At 49.7% G+C, this 22,766-nt stretch carries 19 protein-coding genes; 13 read left to right on the top strand and 6 right to left on the bottom strand.

The features are described from left to right. The first annotated feature begins 121 nt into the window (after positions 1–121). From M8332_RS00610 to M8332_RS00625, 4 genes are all read left to right on the top strand, one after another. Positions 122–2,719 carry a YfhO family protein gene (locus M8332_RS00610; protein ID WP_252780234.1) on the top strand — a complete coding sequence of 866 codons (2,598 nt, stop codon included), beginning with the start codon at positions 122–124 and terminating at the stop codon, positions 2,717–2,719. Next, positions 2,713–3,372 carry a histidine phosphatase family protein gene (locus M8332_RS00615; protein WP_252780235.1) on the top strand — a complete coding sequence of 220 codons (660 nt, stop codon included), beginning with the start codon at positions 2,713–2,715 and terminating at the stop codon, positions 3,370–3,372. The genes M8332_RS00610 and M8332_RS00615 overlap by 7 nt, the downstream gene beginning before the upstream one ends. A gap of 299 nt (positions 3,373–3,671) precedes the next feature. After that, positions 3,672–4,655 (top strand): hypothetical protein, encoded by a 984-nt coding sequence (locus M8332_RS00620; RefSeq protein ID WP_252780236.1) that lies wholly within the window; start codon positions 3,672–3,674, stop codon positions 4,653–4,655. Between the two features lie 15 nt (positions 4,656–4,670). Continuing rightward, positions 4,671–5,711 (top strand): GbpC/Spa domain-containing protein, encoded by a 1,041-nt coding sequence (locus M8332_RS00625; protein ID WP_289847032.1) that lies wholly within the window; start codon positions 4,671–4,673, stop codon positions 5,709–5,711. A 189-nt stretch (positions 5,712–5,900) separates the two neighbouring features. Here M8332_RS00625 and M8332_RS00630 read toward each other — a convergent pair whose 3' ends face one another. From M8332_RS00630 to M8332_RS00650, 5 genes are all read right to left on the bottom strand, one after another. After that, on the bottom strand, positions 5,901–6,038 hold the full coding sequence (locus tag M8332_RS00630) for a hypothetical protein (protein ID WP_252780238.1): 138 nt from the start codon (positions 6,036–6,038) through the stop codon (positions 5,901–5,903). Beyond that, positions 6,031–7,449: an MFS transporter gene (locus tag M8332_RS00635; protein WP_252780240.1), complete on the bottom strand. Its 1,419-nt coding sequence runs from the start codon at positions 7,447–7,449 to the stop codon at positions 6,031–6,033. Before M8332_RS00635 ends, M8332_RS00630 begins: the two co-directional genes overlap by 8 nt. A 50-nt stretch (positions 7,450–7,499) precedes the next feature. Next, on the bottom strand, positions 7,500–8,267 hold the full coding sequence (gene proC, locus M8332_RS00640; RefSeq protein ID WP_252780241.1) for a pyrroline-5-carboxylate reductase: 768 nt from the start codon (positions 8,265–8,267) through the stop codon (positions 7,500–7,502). A gap of 53 nt (positions 8,268–8,320) precedes the next feature. Beyond that, the gene (locus M8332_RS00645) at positions 8,321–9,703 is read right to left on the bottom strand and encodes an AAA family ATPase (RefSeq protein ID WP_252780242.1); all 1,383 of its coding nucleotides are present in this window, start codon (positions 9,701–9,703) and stop codon (positions 8,321–8,323) included. Between the two features lie 224 nt (positions 9,704–9,927). Continuing rightward, positions 9,928–11,676 (bottom strand): phospho-sugar mutase, encoded by a 1,749-nt coding sequence (locus M8332_RS00650; protein WP_252780243.1) that lies wholly within the window; start codon positions 11,674–11,676, stop codon positions 9,928–9,930. A 169-nt stretch (positions 11,677–11,845) separates the two neighbouring features. Between M8332_RS00650 and M8332_RS00655 the strand changes: the two genes are divergently transcribed. The 9 genes from M8332_RS00655 (at position 11,846) to M8332_RS00695 (ending at position 21,404) form a co-directional block, all read left to right on the top strand. Continuing rightward, the gene (locus M8332_RS00655; protein WP_252780244.1) at positions 11,846–12,118 is read left to right on the top strand and encodes a GNAT family N-acetyltransferase; all 273 of its coding nucleotides are present in this window, start codon (positions 11,846–11,848) and stop codon (positions 12,116–12,118) included. A gap of 6 nt (positions 12,119–12,124) precedes the next feature. Beyond that, positions 12,125–13,120 carry a UDP-glucose 4-epimerase GalE gene (gene galE / locus M8332_RS00660; protein WP_252780245.1) on the top strand — a complete coding sequence of 332 codons (996 nt, stop codon included), beginning with the start codon at positions 12,125–12,127 and terminating at the stop codon, positions 13,118–13,120. Then, positions 13,120–14,034 carry a DMT family transporter gene (locus tag M8332_RS00665; RefSeq protein WP_252780246.1) on the top strand — a complete coding sequence of 305 codons (915 nt, stop codon included), beginning with the start codon at positions 13,120–13,122 and terminating at the stop codon, positions 14,032–14,034. The genes galE and M8332_RS00665 overlap by 1 nt, the downstream gene beginning before the upstream one ends. Before the next feature lie 102 nt (positions 14,035–14,136). Beyond that, positions 14,137–14,766, top strand: coding sequence for a TetR/AcrR family transcriptional regulator (locus M8332_RS00670; RefSeq protein WP_252780247.1), 630 nt, complete (start codon positions 14,137–14,139; stop codon positions 14,764–14,766). Continuing rightward, a complete protein-coding gene (locus M8332_RS00675; RefSeq protein ID WP_252780248.1) occupies positions 14,759–17,446 on the top strand; it encodes an MMPL family transporter in 2,688 nt (895 codons plus the stop codon). The genes M8332_RS00670 and M8332_RS00675 overlap by 8 nt, the downstream gene beginning before the upstream one ends. Positions 17,447–17,563: 117 nt before the next feature. Beyond that, positions 17,564–18,505 carry a DMT family transporter gene (locus tag M8332_RS00680; protein ID WP_252780249.1) on the top strand — a complete coding sequence of 314 codons (942 nt, stop codon included), beginning with the start codon at positions 17,564–17,566 and terminating at the stop codon, positions 18,503–18,505. 3 nt (positions 18,506–18,508) lie between these two features. Beyond that, entirely contained in the window at positions 18,509–18,835 is a 327-nt protein-coding gene (locus tag M8332_RS00685; protein WP_252780250.1) for a DUF7671 family protein, read from the top strand. 11 nt (positions 18,836–18,846) lie between these two features. Next, the gene (locus M8332_RS00690) at positions 18,847–19,776 is read left to right on the top strand and encodes a DMT family transporter (protein WP_252780251.1); all 930 of its coding nucleotides are present in this window, start codon (positions 18,847–18,849) and stop codon (positions 19,774–19,776) included. A gap of 206 nt (positions 19,777–19,982) precedes the next feature. Then, positions 19,983–21,404 carry a basic amino acid/polyamine antiporter gene (locus tag M8332_RS00695; RefSeq protein WP_252780252.1) on the top strand — a complete coding sequence of 474 codons (1,422 nt, stop codon included), beginning with the start codon at positions 19,983–19,985 and terminating at the stop codon, positions 21,402–21,404. An 85-nt stretch (positions 21,405–21,489) separates the two neighbouring features. Here the strand turns inward: M8332_RS00695 and M8332_RS00700 are convergent, their stop codons facing one another. Further along, positions 21,490–22,713, bottom strand: a complete 1,224-nt coding sequence (locus M8332_RS00700) for an MFS transporter (protein WP_252780253.1) — start codon at positions 22,711–22,713, stop codon at positions 21,490–21,492. Between the last annotated feature and the right edge of the window lie 53 nt (positions 22,714–22,766).

Consider the following 22,766-nt stretch of genomic DNA (forward strand, 5'->3'; position numbering starts at 1 on the left):
CTTATGGTGTCCTTAATACAATCTTAATTATATCATATTTGGTAGGCGAGCTCGGTTTTATAGTAAAATAAAATTGACGGCAATTTATCCGAACCGATAATCACAGAAAGTGTTGAAGTTAATGAATAAGCAATTGAAGCCCCTTCTGGGCTACGTAGTGGCTTTTCTCATGCCTATCGCCATTGTGATCGTGGCGTTTGCGGGTCGTGGGATTGCTCCCGTGGGGAATCACAACCTCTTGGTAAGTGACTTAGCCACCCAGTACTTTCCCTTTTTTAATTTTTTGCGCACGCAGTTACAGCATGGGACGATTAGTACCTATTCCTTTTTATTCTCCCTCGGAGATAATACCATTCCGGTCTATACCTACTACCTGATGAGTCCCTTAAATCTACTGGTCGGACTGGTAAAGGGCGCCCAGATTCCCTTACTCATGGAAGCGCTAATCATGATTAAAATTGGCTTGATTAGCCTCAGCATGGTGATTTTTCTCCGTGTGCATGAACACCGATTTGAGTGGCGCCAACTAGTAGCGGGAACGGCGTACGGACTTTGCGGATTCGTGGCCATGTATTTTTACGATTTTATGTGGCTCGAAGCGCTGATGGTCCTACCGTTCTTAACCCTTGCGCTTGACCGGCTCTTTACGAAAGGTAAATGGGGGTGGTACACCTTTACCTTACTGGTCGGAATTCTTTTGAATTATTACATGGGCTACATGCTGTGCGTCTACTCCGTGATTTACTTTATTTACCTCCTGCTCTTACATCAGCCGCAGTCCATGAAGTTTTGGGCGTACGTCAAGACGCAGGGAACTATCCTAGCTAAATACATCGTTAGTTCGCTCCTTGGTGGCGCCTTGTCAGCAGTCCTCTTAGTTCCGACCCTCGTGGGGATGCTGTCCACTGGTAAGGGGAGTTTAAACTTCGTTAGTTTCCTGCCCGTCGTTCGCTTCCTCCCATCGGACTTTTTGAGTCTCGGTGTGGGAGCTACTAACTTTGTGGGTCGCTTAAACCACGAGCCCTCGTTATTCGTAGGTAGTTTTTTTGCGTTGGGGATGCTGGTCTTTTGGCTGAGTCCCCGGATTACTCGGCACGAAAAACGGGCGTCCGTCTGGTTAGTCGGCGCCATTTTTATCGGCATGTTGATTGCCACCTTTGATACCATTTGGCACATGTTCCAAATGCCCGCGGGGTTCCCCTTCCGGGAAGTTTACATGTTGAGCTTTGTGATGATCTGGTTGGGGTACCAGGCCTGGCAGCGGGGGGCGTTGCGATCACGCGCCGTGGTGATCAAAGCAGCCATCATTTTAGCTGGACTCTTGACGCTGGGGTACGGAGCGGCCTGGTTAGAAATCCGGATTGCCCGCGCCTTGCACTGGGCCACCCCGTTTTACGTTACTAGTTACTGGAACTGGATTGTCGCGCTCATCTTTCTGGGAGTGACGGTCGGGGTAATTTTGTTGAGCCAAAAGCACCCCCGATGGTGGCCGTTGATCCTCGTGGTTGTGGCCGTGGAAATGGGCACGAACTTTTGGTTAGCCCTCGGGGGGACCAACGAATATGGCAATCAACCCCGGTTTGCCCGCCACTTTCAGCAATCCGCTCGGCTAGTTGAAACCGCCCGACGGACCAAGCGCTTTACCCGGCTAGACGTTAATAATCAGCTCTATACGCATAGTTTTAACATTAATTATAACCAGTACAATGACTCGCTCTTATTTAACTTTTATGGGGTTAACAGTTACACCTCATCATTAAATGTGCACACCCACGATGCACTCACGAAACTCGGCTTGTACAGTCGTAACGAACGGCGGGTTAGTGTTCGGGGGCTAACGCCGGTTACGGCACAGCTGTTAAGCGTGGGACGGCAGGTTGAGATTGATCGGCAGGGGCACCGCACCATTACGGAAAATGCGCAAAATACGGGACTGGGCTATGCCGTTGCAGCCCGCAGTGCCCACGTCCGCTTGATTAACCAGGACGTGTACGGAAACTTAAATCGCCTTTTCCAGGCGGAAAGTAACACGAAGCAAACCGTCTTTCACCCTAATCAAGTTCAAACATTACAAGGACACCGGCAGGGGAGGCAATTTAAGTATCGGGTTCGGGTCACGCCGGCCTTGCCAGGCCCTCAGTACCTTGATTTGCAACGGGTTAGTCCCAACCAGCAACTCCAGTTAGCGGTTCATGGAAAACGCGTGGCGAGTCGCTATCCACAAAACGGTGCAGAACTCATTTCGTTAGGGAAGCAGTCTAAGCCATTTGTGGTGACCTTGATGAGTAATCGGCAGTTAACCGCCCAGGATTGGCGGACGACCTTTGCTAGTTATCAACCAGAACCAGTGCAACGGTTTGAACAGGCAACCAAACCCTACCTGCTCCAGGTTGATAAGCCGCAACAGTTGGCACTGCACGGGGACCGGTTGACCGCGCAAGTTCGCACGACCAGGGCCCGCCCGGTAGTCCTGATTAGCATTCCATACGACCGGGGTTGGACGATTACAGCCGATGGGAAACCTGTTAAAATGAAGAAGGCGCTAAACGGGTTGTCACAAGTTACCTTAACGCCCGGGCACCATCGCTTAGCGTTTCATTATCAAACTCCGGGACTTAAAGTCGGGTTACTTATTTCCGGATTTGGCCTTCTAGGAGTGTTACTGGCTAGTTGGTGGTGGAAAACGCCCCGGACGGTTAGGAGAGATAAAAAATGGTAGTAACAGCATATTTAGTGAGACACGGACAAACTTATTTAAACCTGTACAACAAGGTGCAGGGCTGGATTGACTCTCCCCTTACATCCAAGGGGATTCAGGATGCCCAAGCTGCGGGTGCGCGGTTAGCTAAGGTGGGCTTTGACGCCGCCTTTACCAGTGACTCTGGCCGTGCGGTTGCGACGGGGCGGGAAATTTTACAACAAAACCCCCGGGGGATGGACATCATTACCTACCAGTATCCAGAACTGCGGGAACAATTCCACGGCTACTTTGAAGGAGAAAATCTCGATCAGATGTGGCAGTTTGTCGGCGAGCAGGTCGATATCACGAACGAAGCAGGAGTTCTAGATCACTATGGGCTAGAACGGGCGCGGGATTTGATTGCGAAGGCCGATTTGTATAACAATGCCGAAAACAACCAGCAATTTTGGGACCGGTTAGACCGGGGCTTTAACCAGATTCGCGAAAATACGACGGACGGACAAACTATCCTGATTGTGTCACACGGGATGACGATTCGGTCGATTGTTGATCGGTATGCTCCGGAACTTGACGATGGGCAAGCAGCTAAAAATGGGAGTATTACCAAGCTCCTAATCCATCCAGAGACGATTGAAGTTGAGTACTATAATAAATTAGATCGTGATGTGTAAATAAGTCACCGTAGTTAATTAGCGATTAGACAGAGAAAAGTTCCTAGGTCATCCTGGGAACTTTTTAGTTTGATTAAAATTACGGTTAAATGTGACATAGTTATCAAAATGTCACATTTTTGCGTAAATTTATTATAAAATTATTAATTTACTGGTTCTTAGATTTTAATAAATTAATTAATATGATATTGTAATGATTTTGACATATGGCAGTCTATTTCTGATTTAGGATTTTCCCTTAGTTTGTTACAATTCAAATATTCCGAACGTTGATTTTTCGAATGAGGGAGCGAATGCACATGCAGAAAAAAGTACACTACAAAATTGATCGAGTTGGAAAGACATGGTTCTTTACTGCCCTTACCACGGCGACGCTTGCGGGAGTAGTTCCGTTAGTTGGGAATCGCGTTTATGCGGCCACTGATGCGACCACGGTCGGCACCAAGCCAGTGCAAGCGGACGCACCAGTGCAAGCTGCAGCCCAGCCAGTGCAACCAAAGGAAGCGGAGCAGGCGACAAAGCCAACGGCTTCGACTGCAGAAGTGAACCAGGCTGTTCCGTCCACGCCGACGGCGTCTCAACCAGCTAACGCCTCCGCAACTGGTCAACCGAAAGTGGCTACTTCGGAAATAACGCCAACTCAGGCTCCAGCTCCAGCTCCGTCCCCAGCCCAGCTCACGGCAGCTCAACCGACGAGTGCAACTCCAGCCGGATCTGCTGAAAAGACGGCAACACCGGCCTCCACGACCGATTCCGCACAACCACTGCAAAAGTACCTAGTGCAAACTACGGCTGTAACTACTTCTGAGCAAACATATCAAGCGCAAGCCGAGCAGTATCAACGTGACTTACAAGCGTACCAAGCCAAGGAACGCGCTTATCAGGAGGCGGAGCAACGTTACCAAGCGCAGAAGGTGGAGTACCAACGCGATTTACAGAACTACGATGCCAAAATTGATTATGCCAAGCAACACGGTGAGGTGGATCCAACCACGTTGGTCAATAACTTTGTCATGAGTCATTCACCAGCCGCCCAGGGTCAAATTATTTATCAAGGCAATGGGGTTTTAATTAAAGTGGTTTCAGAAGCGATCCCGAATTCCAATACCAACCACCAGCCCACTCCCCACTTTCAGATTGTGTGGACGAGCGGGCAACTGCATGATGTTAATGGTTATCATGATTTGATCGCAACGATTAAGTTTTCAAACTTAAACGGGTACTATCTAAATTCTGAAACGGGGGTCCGGACTCCGGTGGTGGGGGCAATGGAGACCTTTTAAGCCCCTTCAGATGGACTGCAAACGTTAGACGTTTACTTTGATCCCACGCAGGGCTTTGTCTTTGGAAACGGGGGATTGCAGTCCGGGATCAAAAATAAATCAATTAGAATGCAAATGACGTATTTTGATGCCAACGGTCAACCAATTAACTTTGTTCCCGGAACCGCTTACGCAGAGATTGAATCACTAAATAACTTCGCTAGTGATGGTTCAGAACCAGAGACCGCAACCGTTAACTCGGGAGGTAGCGCGATTACAATCGCTGGGTCCTCAGTAAAAGCGAAGCAATCAATGTTGATTCCCAACTTTAATTCGGGATTACCGTGGCCCTCGGTTCTAAAGGGCGCTTTAACCTGGAACTACCTACCGGGTACCGTGATGGATCAGTTGAAACAGGCCCTTGATCAGTATAATCAGACTGGAGATGCGAGCGGGTGTGAAGCATGGATTCAGCAATATTATGATCAATATAATTGGGATAAAACCACGTCGCCATACAACTACTTTGGCGCGGGGTTAATCCAATTTAGTGGGAGTGTGTTTGACGTTACGTATGCTGCAACGAATAATCCGGAATATGGTTGTTGGGAAATCTCAACGACGAATACGAAGCAGTCCCATTTAACCAAACCTCAGGCGCCGATTGCCCCGATTCCACCCGTTGCCCCAGTTCCACCGGTAAAACCAACTCCGACCGTGGTTCCACCGCAGGTTCCAGCTACGCCAGTGCAACCACACGAACCTGCAATGCCCGGAAACCCACCGCAACCGGTGCAACCAAATGGTCCCGCACGCCCAATGCAACCGGCCACTCCGTCTCAACCGCAGCCGCTGACCGGGACGCCGAAAGGGCGGACCCAGCCTCCGGTTCAGCAAACTTCCCAACCAACCCCGGTTGTTTTGAAAGGAGCGCCTGAGCAATCGCGGCCACGCTCTGCTGTGTTACCAGCCACCGGGACGAAGGCAACGAATTGGCTTCAACGGCTTGGAATGCTGTTGCTAAGTGGGGTTTTACTGTTGCTTGTGACGGTTAGCAGAACCCGGCGCCCCAAATAATCCAAAGCTAAAGCAGCCAAAAAGCTGTCCGATGATTACTCGGACAGCTTTTTTAGTTTATGGAGTTGATGATTGGAGGAGGCGCTGGTAGTCACGCAACAGGGCGGACTGGAAGGCCTCGGTTTAAAAGGACATTGACGGTGTTCAGGATGATCTGTTGTTTCATGCGGTTAAAAACGGCAGGATCAGTTACATCCGCTCGGCAGGTGAACCCCCGGTTCGGTGGTGCTTGGTGAAGGCGAGAATTCGGGCGACCAAGTAGCGCTGGTCCGGGGTCAACTGGTGCTGGTTAGGAGCTAGTTTAGCTGAGGCAGTGTTGTTAGGCATGGGGCGCCGACTTGCTCTGGAGGTGCCAGTTAGTAAAGGCCAAAATCGTAATTAGCACGGCAATCACGAATAACAGCGTGTAGTCCAAATGGCCACCCCTGATGGTCGCCGTGATCTGAGCAGCAGCACCATGAGCTTGATGCTGGTACAGTGCTAACCCAGAGGCCAAGAGACTGGTTCCCACCGAACCAGCGTACTGTTGCAGCATGTTGAACAATGAGTTAACGTCAGCTGATTGGGTCACTGGGGCCAGCGCTTGCGCGTTGGAGAGGAGGTTTGCAAACGCCAGATTCATCCCAATGCGGAGTAGGGTGAAGAGGAGCATAAAGTATACGGGAGTTGCCCAGGCGCTTGAGATACTGAATAAAAAGGTTGCCGTTGTGAAGATGATCATTCCCGTGAGAATGGGTTTAAAGGCACCGTAGCGGTCGTAAGCGAATCCAGCCACCGGAGAGATGGCGCCCCCGATAATGGATCCGGGAAGTAAAATCAACCCAGCCACGAGCGGGGTGACGTGAAAGACGACCTCAGCGTAAATGGGAATCACAAAGGAAATACCAATGTTGACGAACATCAGCATCATGTAAACGATGGCGTTCATGGAGATGCTTGGAACTTTAAGGGGATGGAGGGAAAGTAGCTGGGTGTTGCCGTGGTTGTTGGTCCACACAAAGAGGGCCAAGCTCACCAGCCCGATTAAGCAGGGGAGCAACCAGGGCAACAATTGACCGTGGGCACTTCCCAGTTGGTTAGTGGCCCACACAAAGGCAAAGAGGGTGACTGCTAATAACCCGAGGGCCAGAAAGTCGAAGCGCTTGGTTACGCCCTGAGGCTGTAAGGTGAGGGTTCGAGTCCCGAGCAACAGGGTGAGAATGACAAATGGCAAAATAACGATAAAGATATAGCGCCACGAAAGGAGCGAGGAAAGGGCTCCTCCGTACGTTGGTCCGAGTGCTGGAGCGAGGGAGATTACCATCGAAGCAATTCCAACGTAGGTTCCGATGCGCCGTTTGGGAATCAAAGCAAAGATGACCTGATACATCATTGGCATTGCCAATCCCGTGGAACCGGCTTGAATTAAACGGCCGAGCAGTAAAATGGGAAAAGCTGGGGCGAACAGTGACAAGACATCACCGAGAATAAACAGGGTACTGGCAGCGATGAAAATCCGTTTCACCGGATACCGTTTTAGTAAAAAGGCCGTGGTTGACATCGTCATGGTAACCACGAGGAGGTACCCCGTGGTAATCCACTGGATGAGATTCAAGGAAACGTGCATTTCGCGTGCCAGTTCTGGAAACGTGACGTTCATAGAGGTTTCAATTAGAACCCCCGCAAACGAAAGGAACGCCGTCGCTAGAATGGCTAAGTTGGTCTTGAGTGAAATGGTCGAATGATTGGTATTTGACATGGCAAAGCCTCCCTTTCAAAGAAAAAAGACGCTGAGCGTCTTTGGTCGTGTTAATTAGTTCCGTTAGCTTGATTAACGGCATAGTTAATGGCAGCCCGAAAGCCCTTTTCATCGAGGCCCACGACTCCTTTAATGGTTGAACCACCAGGAGAAGTGACCTGATCTTTTAAGGCGTCGGGAGCGGCGCCCGTTTCAAGGGCTAACTTACCGCTGCCATAGACCATGCTCGCCGCCACTTTAGTCGCGGTGGGACGATCCAAGCCATTTTGCACGGCGGCATCCGAAAGGGCACTTAAAAAGATATCAACGAAGGCGGGGCCACAGCCAGCCACCGTCCCCACAATCCCAAGGTTAGCTTCAGGAACGGGAATTATCGTGCCTAGTTGGTGCAAAATGGTGGTGACGCGGTGCTGATCATCACTCGTGGCGGTCTCAGTGGTAGCCATGGCGATGCACCCGGCGTTTACGGCCACGGGAATGTTAGGAATAATGCAGACTACGGAGTTTTCGGGAAAAATCGTCTTAAGTTGCGTTGGAGTCACCCCCTGAACCGCGGAAATTAAGGTTGTCTGTGGATTAAGTTGGATCCCGTTTAAGATGTTGATGGTGACCGCTGCCGGGGTTGTAATGAACAGGACGTCTACCTCCTGTAACTGCTCGTCAGTTAAGATCTGAAAGCCCAGCTCACGTTGTAACGCGAGCAGTTGGTCGTTAACATGGTGAGCTTTGACATAAAGCTCACTGGAGTCGTAACAATTGCAGAGGCCCTTGAGAATGGCAGTTCCCATGTGGCCGATGCCTAAAATTCCAATTTTCATTAGCTTGCTCCTTTGGATATGATAGTAGTTTGGCTGAGTGTGGTTATCTGCGCTTAGTTAGTGGGGGTGGTCATGAGCGCCGCATCAACATCGTCATTGGTGATTGTTTGTAACGCTGTTTTGGTTGGGTGGGCTTGAAAGGCGACCCGGCGCGCCTGCGCTTGGAGCATCGCTTGGTAAACATTTCGGCCCCACCGGGCGTTTCCACTGGGATGGTGTTGGTTAATAAACGCGGTAACCACCTCAGTAAAATAGCTCTGATCCTGCAGGTTAACCACTTGTTCTTGCTTAATCATGTTCAGGATGATCTGGGTTAATTCGCCCGTGGTGTAGTCCTCAAAGTGGACCCGGTTGGGAATCCTTGACCGCAATCCAGGATTATCGTTTAGAAAGGTTTCCATTTGCTTAGTGTAGCCCGCTAGAATCACGATTAAATCGGAACGGTGGTTCTCCATTCCGATGATTAGTTGGTCGATCGCTTCGTGACCAAAATCAGTAGGACTGTCTGGATGGGAGAGCTGATAGGCCTCGTCAATGAATAACACGCCCCCGAGAGCCGCTTGAATCACCTTTTTGGTCCGGTCAGCGGTGGTTCCGGTGTAATGACCAACAAGATCGGAACGATCGGTTAGGACGAGCTTATTTGCCGGAATAATGTGGTTTTGGTAGAGGATAGTGGCAAACAACTTGGCGACGGTGGTTTTTCCCGTCCCGGGGTTTCCGGTGAAAATCATGTGATTACTCAGGCCCGCAGGCACTTTTAAGCCCTGTTCCTTGCGGAGTTGATTCATCTTAGCGATGGCCACCATGTCGGTAATTTGGTGCTTGGCTTCCTCCAGCCCGGTTAGGTTAGTGAGTTCGGTGAGGGCATCTCGCTCGGTATCGAGGGTTGCAACGTTTAGACTTAAATCGTCGTTGGGACTGGATTCTGCATCCGCATCGGAGTGCTGATTGCCCGTCGATTGTTTGCTGGGTGCTTTGGCATCCAGCCTCGCTAGGTCACTGAGGTCTAAGTCTGCGTATGGATCCTGCTCAAAGAGCTGGGTAGCGTGGCCATAATTGGCTTGAAACTTGCTAATGTCAACGGTGGCAATTGAAGAGACCTCATCGGTTTCGACGCTAACGACTTCAACTAAGGGCAATTGCGTTTGTAAGGCCGCCACCGTCACCGGTTTTTTGATGGCGAAATAAAGCGACATGGTCCGTTTCTTAAAGTTTAGTTGAAAACTAAATTTGCTCCCGAGAAGTTGATGCAACAGGTTATATAGCAAAATTAGATTGTCGGTCCAATCGGTGGTTCCGCCCGCGTCATTGGGTTCGCGTTGGTAGGCTTTAATGTTGTTAATCTTAAACACTTTGGTTTCTAGATTGCGATCTAATTTGTAATTTTCGCGGTAGAATAGCTGACCATATTCCTTTAACTCTTCAAAAGTCATGGCTACACTCCCTTTCCGTTGGCAGATTTGGTTCTAACTTGTTTATTTTATAAGTAACAATAGTAATTGTAAACAAGGAACCTCCAAAAAACCGGATTATTTCGGGATTGCTAGGCGTAGAGATAAGCAACGGGCATGTTCAGGGTTTCTACACCGGGCAGCTACCACAGGCCAAACTAAAAACCACCCACCAGCGCAGGCTGGTCAGGTGGTTTTAACGTCGGTTAAGCTGTTGCTTCGTGAAGTAATTTTTGATGGATAGCGGTCACGTAGCTGGCTAAGCGGCGGGAAGCAACGGCTTGGGAATCAGCTTTTACCCCCACGTAAAACTTAATCTTTGGTTCAGTTCCGGACGGGCGAATGGCCAGCCACGTGCCGTCTGCGAACCAATACTTCAAAACGTTGGATTGGGGTAAATCAATTGGCGTTTGGGTTCCGTCTTTATCAGTACGAAGGGAGGTCTGGAAGTCTTCTTTGGCCACTACGTCAACCCCGTTAAAGGTGGTCAGCGGGTGATCTCTGAAGTCGGTCATTAAGGTTTTCATGGTTGCTTGACCATCTAAGCCGACAAATTCCTTGGAGACCGTTTCTTCTTCAAAGTAGCCGTACTTTTGATACAGAGATTGTAACCCGTCGTACAGCGTCATTCCCTGTTGTTTGTAGAAGGCTGCCACTTCTGCCAGCAACAGCGTTGATTGGATGGCATCTTTGTCTCTGACAAACGATTTAATTAGGTAGCCAAAGCTTTCTTCGAATCCAAACAGGAAGGTGTGATCGTGGTTAGCTTCAGCGACTTGAATCTGTTCGGCAATGAATTTAAACCCAGTCAACACGTTTTTCATGGTAACGCTGTAGTGCTTAGCAATGTCAGTAGCCAATTCAGTGGAAACAATTGATTTAACTACCATTCCATCCGCCGGGAGGTCATGAGCGGCCTGCTTGGCTTGGAGGATGTAGTTTAACAAGACGCTGGCAATTTGATTCCCGGTCATAAGTTGGTAGGTGCCATCCGGTTGGCGAACCGCTGCCCCCAGTCGGTCGGCGTCGGGGTCGGTGGCGATGAGGACGTCAGCGTTTTCCCGCTGCCCTAGTTCAATTGCTAGGTCAAAGGTTTGGGGGAATTCAGGATTGGGAAACGGCGTGGTTGGGAATTCGGGATCCGCAATGGTTTGTTCGACCACCACGTCGTAATTTTGAAATCCGGCATCCGAAAGGGCACGCCGGGCAATGATTTTTCCGGTTCCATGAAGGGGGGTATAAACGAATTTAAGGTCTTTTCCCACCGTTTGAATTAATTCGTGGTTCACGTTGACGGTTTTTAGTTGGTTCAGGTAAGCGACGTCGACGTCTTCTCCCACCATGTTAAGTAAGCCTTTTTGGCGGAGTTCTGGTTCTTCAGCCACGGGAATTGTAAATAAATCGGTAACCTGGCGCACGTACGATGTCATTAAATCTGATTCGCGTGGGGGCATCTGCCCCCCATCGGCTCCGTAAATTTTGTAACCATTGTATTGTTTGGGATTGTGACTAGCCGTAATCATAATTCCCGCGTACGTATGTAAGTGGCGAACTGCAAAGGATAATTCTGGAGTTGGCCGGATTTCGTCAAAGACAAAGGATTTAATCCCGTGAGCCCCTAAGACGCGGGCAGCTTCGTGAGCAAACAACTGGGAGTTGTAGCGGGGATCAAAACTAATGACCACGCCGCGTTCCCGTTCAGTCGTAGGGAGGGTTTCCATTAATTTAGCTAAGCCCTCGGTGGCTTGGCGCACCGTATAGATGTTCATCCGGTTGGTTCCCGCGCCCAGAACCCCCCGCATTCCGGCCGTTCCAAACGATAAGGAAGTACCAAAGGCATCGGCAATGGCGGCTTCGTCACCAGTGAGCTGGTGGAGTTCGGTACGTAATTCGGCTGGCAGGTCACTAGCGTGCAACCATTCGGAATAACGTTGGTTAATTTCAGTTTTGTTCATTGAGTAATCTCCTAAATAAAGCCTGTTGATGAGCATTAATTCAAACCAAATTATAGTTATTCAGCCGTTAATAGTCAATGAGAGCCGTCGTTGCAAGGCTGACCAGCTAGCTCGGGTCCTAAACTAGATATGCTATAATACGGTAAACGAATTAGAGGGGGAAGAAACTATGTCGTTTTTATTTGAACCTGGTCGGTTCTATCAAAATGACGCGGCCGGCCAGTTAGTGGCGGAGGTAACGTTCACCGTTACTGACGATGTGTTAGCGGTTAACCATACCTTTGTCGCTCCCAGTTTGCGGGGTCAGGGGATTGCTAGTCAATTAATGGTTGCAGTGGCTGAGTATGCCCGCGAGCAGCATGATTGGATTAAACCAGTTTGTTCCTATTCACAACGGTTTTTTCAACGAGCTGACCAATACCACGATTTAATAAAGGAGTAAGAGACAATGGCAGTTTTAGTTGCTGGAGGAGCCGGTTACATCGGCTCACACATGGTTGATCGCTTGATTAACGAGGGTTATGACGTAGTGGTCGCTGATAACTTGTCAACGGGCCACCGGGCTGCAATTCATCCACAGGCCCGGTTTTATGAAGGGGACACCCGCGACGCCCACTTTTTAGACGCTTTATTTGCGCAAGAAGACATCGAGGCTGTGATTCACATGGATGCTTTTTCGTTAGTTTCGGAATCAATGCAGAAACCGTTGAAGTATTTTGATAACAATGTGATCGGGATGATTGTACTCTTAGAAGCCATGCAACGCGCCGGGGTTAAATACGTGGTCTTTTCATCAACGGCGGCCACCTATGGTAACCCCGAACGGATTCCGATTCACGAAGCCGATCGTAAGGATCCCATTAATCCTTACGGGGAAAGCAAGTTAATGATGGAACACATTATGAAGTGGGTCGAACAAGCCGACGGGATTCACTCCGTGGCCCTGCGCTACTTTAACGCGGCGGGTGCCAAGGCGGATGGTTCAATTGGAGAAGATCACCAACCAGAAACCCACTTAATTCCGATGGTTTTGAAGGTCGCAGCGGGGCAACAGGAACAGTTGAAGATTTTTGGGGATGATTATGACACCCCGGATGGCACGAACGTCCGGGATTACATTCACATCTTAGATTTAGCGGATGCCCACATTTTAGCCATGGAATACCTGAAACAGGGAAATCCGAGCGAAGTCTTTAATCTCGGCTCCTCGACCGGTTTTTCGAACCGCGAGATTTTAGAGGCAGCCCGACGGGTAACGGGCCGAGCAATCCCAGCAGAAATTGCCCCCCGGCGGGGTGGGGATCCGGATACGCTCATTGCGGATAGCCACAAAGCCCGCGAGGTATTGGGCTGGAAGCCGCAGTATGATGACGTGGAAGAGATTATTAAAACCGCCTGGACGTGGAAACAAACCCATCCGCACGGTTACGCAGACCGATCCTAATGACAGTACGAATGCAGCAATCCCGAACCTACCTGGGGGTGTTCCTTGCAATTGCAGGAGCCTTAATGTGGGGGATTCAGGGTCCCGTTTCTCAGTTTTTATATCAGGATCATAGCTTTTCCACGGAGTGGCTCATGGGCGTGAAAATGCTCGTTTCGGGCGTTTTGATTCTGCTCTTTGTCCGGTTTGGCCAGCGGCAACCAATTCTAGCGATTTGGAACCGATCCAATTGGTTAAGTTTGGTTCTATATGCGCTCTTGGGATTAACCGGCGTACAGTATTTTTTCTTACTAACCGTGCGCGCCAGTAATCCGGCGACCGCGACAATTATGCAAAGCTTGGGAACCGTGATGATTGTGATCCTGACGGCCCTGATTTATCACCAGTTGCCAAGTCGACCGGAGGCCAGTGCGGTGCTCGTGGCTTTAATTGGAACGTGGTTACTGGTTACCAAGGGGGATCTGACCCAGTTGGCGATCAGTCCCACGGCTTTTGGACTGGGTCTGACCGTCGCCCTAGCCGGAGCGTTACAAACGATGCTACCAGTCCGCTTGATTCAGCACAACAACACGCTGGTCGTGGTTGGCTGGGCGATGCTGATTGGGGGCGTGATCTTTAGCCTGATTCATCCCGTCTGGGTGAATCCGCCCCACCTCAGCGTCGGGGTTGTGCTGGGCGTCGGCTTCATCGTGATTTTTGGCACGATGCTGGCGTTTATTTGTTTTATTTCCAGTTTGCAATACATTTCACCGACCACCGCGGGGCTGTTAGATACGTTCGAGCCCCTGTCAGCTACGCTGGGAACGGTCGTGTGCTTTAATACCAGTTTCAATGGATCTGAAGTGCTCGGTGGCTTGTTAATTCTAAGTACGGTTTTTATTTTGGCAATCCCAACTAGGAAGCGTCCTTCATGAGAAGGAGGCTTCTTTTTTTTACAATTAATTGAACACCGTGTTGACTTAATAAGCAAAATGAGTACAATAGAATTTGATTTAAAAAGTAAGGGAGGGGCCTCGATGACAAAACAAACGCGAAAAACCAGCACGGTGGCTGATATTCAAACAGCCCTGATTCAGTTAATTAACGAAAAGGGACTGCCGAATTTGAACGTCACCGATTTGACCCGGGCCGCAGGAATTGGCCGGGGGACGTTTTATACCCATTACACCGATAAAGCGGACCTGGTTGAGCAGGTAGAAACTGATTTATTGCAACGGTTACAGGCTGATTTAGCCCACATCATGCCGGATGCGATGAAGTGGTTGATTAGTTCCACTACCGAACCGGCCCCTTTTATTACGGAGACGTTAAATAATTTTTATGAAAATCAGCGTCTCATTGCGGCCTTGCTCAGTGAACAGGGGGATCCGTATTTTTTGAACCGGATTAAGCAGGTGGTGTTTGCCGATTTAGATACCGCCATGGCACAGCTGGGGGATCAATTTCAGAGTCGGAGCGACCTGCCGGCCGACTATGTCAGAGAATTTATCATTGATGAAATTATGGGCGTGATCTTGTACTGGATTAAGAAACCCCAGCCAGAGCAACCCGCGGAAGTGGCCCAAATCATTACCGAACTCCAACGCACGGCCCCCGCACAGCTATTAAGGAAAACAAAGGAAAAAGGAGCAACCAAAGATGAATAAATTTATCAAGAAATATAGTGGCGTAGCCCTCCTCTGGTTAGTCGCGGTGGTCGCGGCGGTTCTTTTTTTACCTAACATTGGAAACCTCGAAGCCCAAAAGGGACAGACTAAGATTCCAGCGACCATGCAAAGCCAGGTAGCGGATAACATGCAAAAACACTGGGGTCATCACATTAGTAATACCCGCCAGGTGGTGTTGGTCTATAACAATGGTGAAAAGCCACTGACCAAGGACCAGCAACAACGCATTAACCATCAGGTGCAAAAATTAGAGGACCATGCCCAGCACTATGGGATTAAGGGCGTGACCTCAATTGCCAACACGCCTGCCGCTAAGCAGCAGTTGCTGTCAAAGGATCGAACGACGGAAATCGTGCAACTGAACGTTTCAAAACGGGATCCCGTGGAAACGATGAACCAGAAATTACAAACTGGTTCCAAGGTTAGGGGCTTACATTCCTACGTTACTGGTGCGGACGTTTTAAACGATGACATGCGGTTATCGATGGTGTCTGGCATTAAGAAGACCGAGATCATCGCTACAATCTTCATTTTAATTGTGTTGATTCTAGTCTTTCGCTCCCCCATCGTGCCGCTGATCTCGTTATTAACGGTGGGAGTTTCGTTCATTGTTTCTTTGAGCGTGGTGATGAACCTCGTGCGGTGCTTTAACTTCCCCCTCTCGAACTTTACCCAGGTGTTCATGGTGGTAGTCCTGTTTGGGATTGGAACGGATTACAACATCCTCCTGTACGATCAGTTTAAGGAAAACCTTGCGGCCGGCATGGAGCGGATTCAAGCAACCGTGGCGGCTCGGAAACAAGCGGGACGGACGATTCTTGACAGCGGAATTTCGGTTTTAATTGGGTTTGCAGCGCTAGGATTAGCTAACTTCTCCATTTATAAGTCCGGCTTTGCCGTGGCCGTTGGAGTGGTGGTCCTGCTCCTCGTGCTGCTAACGTTGAATCCCTTCTTGATGGCCATTTTGGGGCCGAAGCTGTACTGGCCCAACCAAAACTTGGCCGAACAAAGCCAAACTAGCCGACTCTGGGGTTGGCTTTCTAGTAAAGCCGTTCAGTTTGCAGTTCCGGCACTCGTAATCGTGTTAGCAATTCTACTGCCCCTGATTTCTTTCGGTCATGGTAATTTGAGTTACGACAGTGCGGTCGAACTTAGTAATCAGGTTCCGTCAAAACAAGGGTTGAATGTGGTGGAGAAACACTTCTCGAAGGGAACGGCAGAACCATCAACCGTGTACATTCAAGCCGATCATTCGTTGAATAATCAAGCCGATTTAATGAAGATTGATGAGGTTACGAACCAGTTACGGAGCCGAAAGGACGTTGCGACGGTGGCCTCGGTTACCCAACCAGGGGGCCAACCGATTAAACAACTATACCTAAAGGATCAGTTACAAACGCTGACTGGAAAGCTGAACCAGGCCGACCAGGGGGTTCAACAATTGCAAAACAGTGGGAACACTCAGAGCTTTAACGGCGACCAACTCCGAGCAATTGGCGAATCGGCACAGGCAATTGGGCAAAAGTTACAGACCATTCAGGCGAGCGCAGGAAACCAACCAAGCGGAGAGCAAGCCGTAGCGGCCATGCAACAACGCGCGACTGCGTTAGGGTCGCCTCTGAACCAAGCTCAGCTCCAGGTGATTGCGGGCGCCTTGCAACCGGCCCAGGCCGGGCAAAGTAACGTTGCAGGCCAATTAAATGGCATTGCAAGTGATACGCAACAAATTGGGAATAATGCCCAAGCCCTCGGCCAACAGTTACAAGCCCTACAGACCCAAGCGCAACAAGCCCAGCAAGGACTCGGACAGCTCTCAGGTGGCTTAGGCCAAGCTAACGGCTACTTAACATCAGTTCAGGGCTCTGCCGCCGGTCACACCTTCTTTATCCCAGAACAGGTCCGTCAGAGTAGCGAATTTAAGCAAGCCACGCAGAACTACCTATCTGAAAACGAGCGGACCACAAAGATTATGGTGGTCTTGAAACAAAACCCGTCGAGCGCCAAGGCCATGAAGGCGGTTAATGACATTCAGGATCAAGTTCAACAAAATCTAACGGGAAGTAACTTAGCCCATGCCAAGGTCGCTGTGAATGGCCAAAGTGCTTTGATTTCTGATACCCAAACGATTGCCTCAGGCGACTTCTTCCGGACGTCCGTGATCATGTTGGGTGGAATCTTAATCGCATTAATCTTTGTAACGCGTTCCATTTTACAACCGCTGTACATCGAAGGAACGTTATTGTTAGCCTACTTTGGAGCGCTAACGCTGACCCACTGGATTAGTAGCCTCATTCTGGGGCAAGCCATGTTAACGTGGAACACACCGTTCTTCGCGTTCATCATGATCATTGCGCTCGGAGTGGATTACAGTATCTTCTTGATGCGCAAGTACCAAACCATTGCACCAACTGAGAGCCCAGCGCACCGAATTGTGGCCGCCTCGAAGTTTATTGGCGTGGTCGTGCTCTCAGCCGCCTTGATTTTAGGGGGAACCTTTGCCGCCTTGATTCCATCGGGGGTCTTAACGTTGATTCAAGTGGCGATTGCGGTCATCACCGGGCTCGTCATCCTGGTAATTATTTTGCCAGTTGTTATGGCAGCCACCGTTAAACTGACCTATCCGGAAACCCCACAAGCTAACGACCAGGAAACAGAATAAGACCAAACAAGTCACGCAAATGCGGGGCTTGTTTTTTTGGTTACCTGGGGGGACAACTGGCCAGTAAAAAGCGTATGATAGACCTATTGGAAAATTTAAGGTTGAAGGGGAATAATCATGGAAAAACAACCGGTAGTGCAACATAAAAACATTACAAAAGGGATTTTTTGGGCGACCTTAGCCTCGGCCTTTTGGGGAATTTCGGGGACGATTCTGCAGTTTGTGTCCCAGAACGCCAACATTCCAGCGGCCTGGTTTTTATCCGTCCGCACCCTTTTTTCCGGGATAATTTTGCTCTTTATTAGTGCCATTTTATACCGGGGAAAAATCTTTGGAGTGTTTCGGGATGTTCATTCAATCCTGCTCATCTTTGGCTATGCGATCTTTGGATTGGGGGCCAACTTACTCTCATTCTTTCTGAGTGTGCAGACGGGGAACGCGGCTTCGGCCACCATTTTGCAGTATCTGGCCCCGCTCTTTATTTTGTTAGGGGGCCTAGTGTTTAAACACCGGATTCCTAGTAAGATTGACGTGCTGGTGTTTGTGATTGCCCTAGTGGGAGTTGTCCTCTCGATTACCAAGGGTGATCTTAGTCAGCTGTCCATCCCACCAGTTTCCCTCTTTTGGGGAGTGATTTCGGGGATCACGGCTGCGTGTTACGTAGTCATCCCGCGGCCGTTGATGGCGCAAAACTCGCCATTGACGGTGTTAGGCTGGGGAACCTTAATTGCGGGGTTCTTCTTTAACCTCCACCAACCCGTGTGGGAAAACGTTCCGCCCCTAACCACGGGGAGTGTCGTGGGAATTGCCGCCATCGTGGTCTTTGGGACGGTCTTGCCGTTTGCCTGCCTCTTGTACAGTATGCACTTTGCTAGTTCCGAAGATGTTAGCCTGGTCGATGCCGTTCAACCAGTCATGACCTTTGCTCTGAGCATTATCTTCTTGCACACGCAAATTAGTGTCATGGAGATTGTCGGCTCCGTCTTGGTGATCATTGCCATTTACATTCTGCAAAGTTACCGGCGTAAGGCCGACCAAGCGGCCACCCGGATGGAGTAGCTGATGGGAGCACAATATCGGGTGTTACGGTTGGTAGGAGTACCGGTGGTGCAAACTGTGAACGGACAGTATGCCATTAAGCGGGATCACAACCAGCACTTTAAACTGCACGAGTGGCGGATTGGTAAGCATACCAAGGGTCATTATCAAGGACCGGGCCAGCTTTTTTTGACGGAACAACAAATGCGAGTTGCAATTGTGGCAGCGTTTGAGGTATCTTTTAAAAAACGCCATCGGTATCAGCCAATGGCTCGTTTTTTAACGGACGGTGTTTCCGCTGAGGTCATTGCTGAAGCCCAAGCACAGGGAGCACAACAACACTTAATCTAAAAGGAGCGCACATGTTTGCATGGTATCGAAAGTTAAATAACAACACGAAGGGAATTTTGTTAGCCGGTCTGGCTTCTGTTTCGTGGGGGATTGCTGGGGTGATTACCCAGTTTGTATCGCAAAATGAATCCATCCCAGCGTCGTGGTTCTTATCGGCCCGGACGACGGGAGCGGGTCTCATTCTAATTCTGGCGAGCGCCATCATTTATCGCGGCCGCATCTTTGATATTTTTAAAAGTTGGAAGTCAATTGCGATTCTCGTTTGCTACGGGCTATTTGGATTAGCAGCCAACATGGGTAGCTTTTACGTTAGTATTCAAACCGGGAACGCAGCTGCGACTACGATTTTGCAATATTTAGCGCCACTGTTCATTGTCATTGGGGCCTTCATCTTTGAGCACCGCAAACCGGTGAAAATGGATTTAGTTATTTTTGTGATTGCCATTGTGGGAGTGGTGCTCTCGATTACCAAGGGTGACTTGAGTCAATTATCCATTCCCTTAGATTCGTTTCTCTGGGGGTTGGTAACGGGGATCACGGCCGCTTTGTACGTGGTGCTACCCCGGCCCTTGGGAAAAACTAACCCACCGATTGTGGTGATGGGTTGGGGGACGTTGATTGCCAGTTTGGCCTTTAACTTGAACCACCCAGTGTGGCGGGACGTCCCCCCGTTGAGCACGGGGGCAATCCTGGGCGTGTTAGGGATTATCTTCTTTGGGACGTTACTAACGTTTTCAACTTTGATTTACGCGTCCCGCTTTACTTCATCTGAAAACATTAGTTTGATGGATGCCCTCCAACCGGTTTCCACGTTCATTTTAAGTGTCATCTTCTTTAAGGAATCACTGAGCTTGGCGGAAGTAATTGGTGCCATCATGGTCATTATTGCCATTTACCTGTTGCAGTATACGCAACGGAATAATCACCTCCTCGATAGTTAATTAAACCCCGCTTTCCTAATGGAAAGCGGGGTTTAATTTTGGTATCAATCCGGATCAATTGACTGGTAACCGGATTGACCATTTGTCAGCTGAATGATTAACAATTGAATTTAAAGTAAGTTACTACCGTTCATTTAAAATTATGGCCGAGTTCGGTATAATAAATGGGATTTTGAATTTTTAGTACGCGGAAGGAAGCGAATCGTTTGAAGAGTAAGCAGCACGGAGTTTCCCTAATGGGCTTAATCATGCTGGTCATCAGTGCCTCCATTGGCGCGGGAATTTATAATGCGAGCGAACAACTGGCCATGGTAGCTACTCCCGGACCGGCGCTCGTGGCCTGGTTGATTACCGGAATTGGGATTTTAGGACTCACGTTGAGTTTCAAAACGCTTAGTGAAACCCATCCAGAGCTAAACGGGATGGTGGAATACGCTCAAACTGGTTTTGGCAACTTTGCCGGTTTTTTGTCCGGGTGGGGGTACTGGTTATCCTCCTGGGTCGGCAGTGTCGCCTTTGCGACGATGATGATGTCTGCGGTGGGGTATTATTTGCCGAGTTTTCGCAGTGGGAACTCACCGATTGCCGTTTTGACCGCCTCGGTCATTTCATGGCTGTTAACCTTCCTGGTGATTAACGGGATTGAGTTGGCGGCCTCGATTAACGTTATCATCACGGTGTTAAAACTAATCCCCTTAGTGGCTTTCATTTTGCTTGGGATTGTTTTATTTAAAGCCAACGTGTTCACCGCCCACTTCTGGGCCAACTTCACGAGTAATTTTCAGTACTACCAAGCAACGCCAAAGGGGATTTTTGCCCAGATGAAAGGCTGCATCATTACGATGATGTGGGTGTTTGTCGGAATCGAAGGCGCTACCATGATGACGGACCGGGCCCAAAAGCGGTCGGATGCTAGTAAGGCCACCATTATCGGGTTTCTAGCGCTCTTGACCATCAACGTGGTCATTTCGATGTTACCCTACGGTTATCTGACTCAAGCTCAGCTAGCGCACGTAAGTAATCCGGCACTCACCTACGTTGTGCAAGATATGATTGGTCCTGTTGGGGGAGCGTTAGTTAGCATTTCACTGATTATCACGATCACAGGGGCCTGGCTCTCCTGGACGATGCTGCCCGTAGAAGCAACCACGCAGATGGCCGAGAAGGGGTTATTGCCCCGATGGTTTGGACATTTAAACCGGCGCAAATCACCGTCGCACTCACTGTGGATGACCCAAATTTTGCTGCAGTTGTTTTTGATCTCCCTCTTGTTTTCCAGTCAAGCTTACAACTTTGCCATCTCGCTGTGTACGGCTGCGATTGTGGTGTGTTATTCCCTGGTTGCGGCTTATCAAATCAAGGTTGGGTGGCACCGGCAGTCGTTTGGATTAATCTTGCCAGGGATTTTGGCCCTTGCCTTTGAACTCGTCGGCATTTCCTTTGCTGGGCTGCAGTACGTGTGGTTGTGTACCATTGCGTACGTGTTAGGCTTTGTGTTCTACATTCGCGCAGCACACGAGCAACATCGGCGACTTACTCGGCTGGAAATTGGGCTGATGATTCTGATTACGCTAGCAGCCGTTGCTGCCATCATTGCCATCAGTACCGGGAAGCTGTCCCTCAGTTAAGCCTTCGGGCTAGGGCTTAATCCGGCAAATAATTAAAGCTACTAAAAAATCCTACTAACTAGTAAGTTAGCAGGATTTTTTTAGGTTATCGAGCGGAGCGTCGAAAGCCCGGCAGGGTTAACATCGTGACAAAACTAATCAGGTAGAGCACCGAGAGGAACAACATGACGATCAGTAAGTTAAAGTGCTCCATTAACAATCCGATGACTAGGGATGACATGCCCCCCACGGCGCGCCCCACTCCAACGATGATGTTGTTAGCACTCGACCGAACGGACGTGGGATACAGTTGACTCACTACAGCTCCGTAACCACCGTACATTCCGTTGGAAAAGAACCCGACGATGGCCCCAATCACTAGTAAGAGGCCGGTCGAGTGGGCGAGAGCAATGCTGTAGACCAGAACGGCCGAGGCTAGTAAAAAGATTTCAAAGGCTAATCGAGGTCCGAGACAATCCAAGATGGTCCCAAAGGTTAACATGCCAACGCTCATCCCGCCGATGGTGGCAAGCATCCACAGCGAGGAACCGGCCACGTTTAAATGGCTTTGCTTTTGTACGATCGTTGGGAGCCAGTTCATAAGACCAAAGTAACCGGCAATCTGAACCGTGGTCATAATCATGAGGCCAACCGTCGTCCAGGTTACCCGGGCGTTTGTAAACATGTACCGGCGAATGGCGGAAAATGGTGGCAGGGTTTCTCGGTGCCGCGCTGCGACAAACGTGGGTGATTCCTTTAAGTTCCGGCGCACGAGAAAAACGAGGGCGATGGGGAGCAGACCAAACAGGTAAAGGGCGTGCCATCCGAGGCTAGGGATCACTAAGGCTGCCAGAATGGCGGCGGCCACGGCTCCGAATTGGCCACCGATTGCGGCAATGGAAGCCAACTTCCCGAGGTTGCGTTTAGGAAAGGCCTCCGCAATGAGGGTGATCCCAATGCCGTACTCACCGCCGGCTCCAATTCCGGCTAGCAAGCGAAAGAGGTAAATCCAGTAGATGTTCGTGGCAATGCTCATGAGTGCGGTGGCAAGCGCAAAAACAAAGATGGTGTGGGTAAACACCCGGACGCGACCGTACCGATCGCCCAGCATTCCAAAGAGGATGGCACCGATGAGCATCCCCCAGTTGGTAATGGTGCCGATCAACCCCGCTGCGCTAGGGGAGACGTGCAGAGTGGTGATGATGGAACTGAGCGTAAACGAAAGAAACAGCACGTCCATGTTTTCGAGTCCAAACCCAGAACTAGCGGAAAACAAAACTAGTTTTTGGTTGGCTGTCATCGGGACTTGCTGTTCGGGTACTTTTGACATGTTGATTCCTCCAAATGGGGGTTCACAGACCCCGGTTATTTGTTCCTTTAATC

The organism is Fructilactobacillus ixorae, from assembly GCF_024029915.1.
In the GTDB taxonomy this organism is placed as follows: domain Bacteria; phylum Bacillota; class Bacilli; order Lactobacillales; family Lactobacillaceae; genus Fructilactobacillus; species Fructilactobacillus ixorae.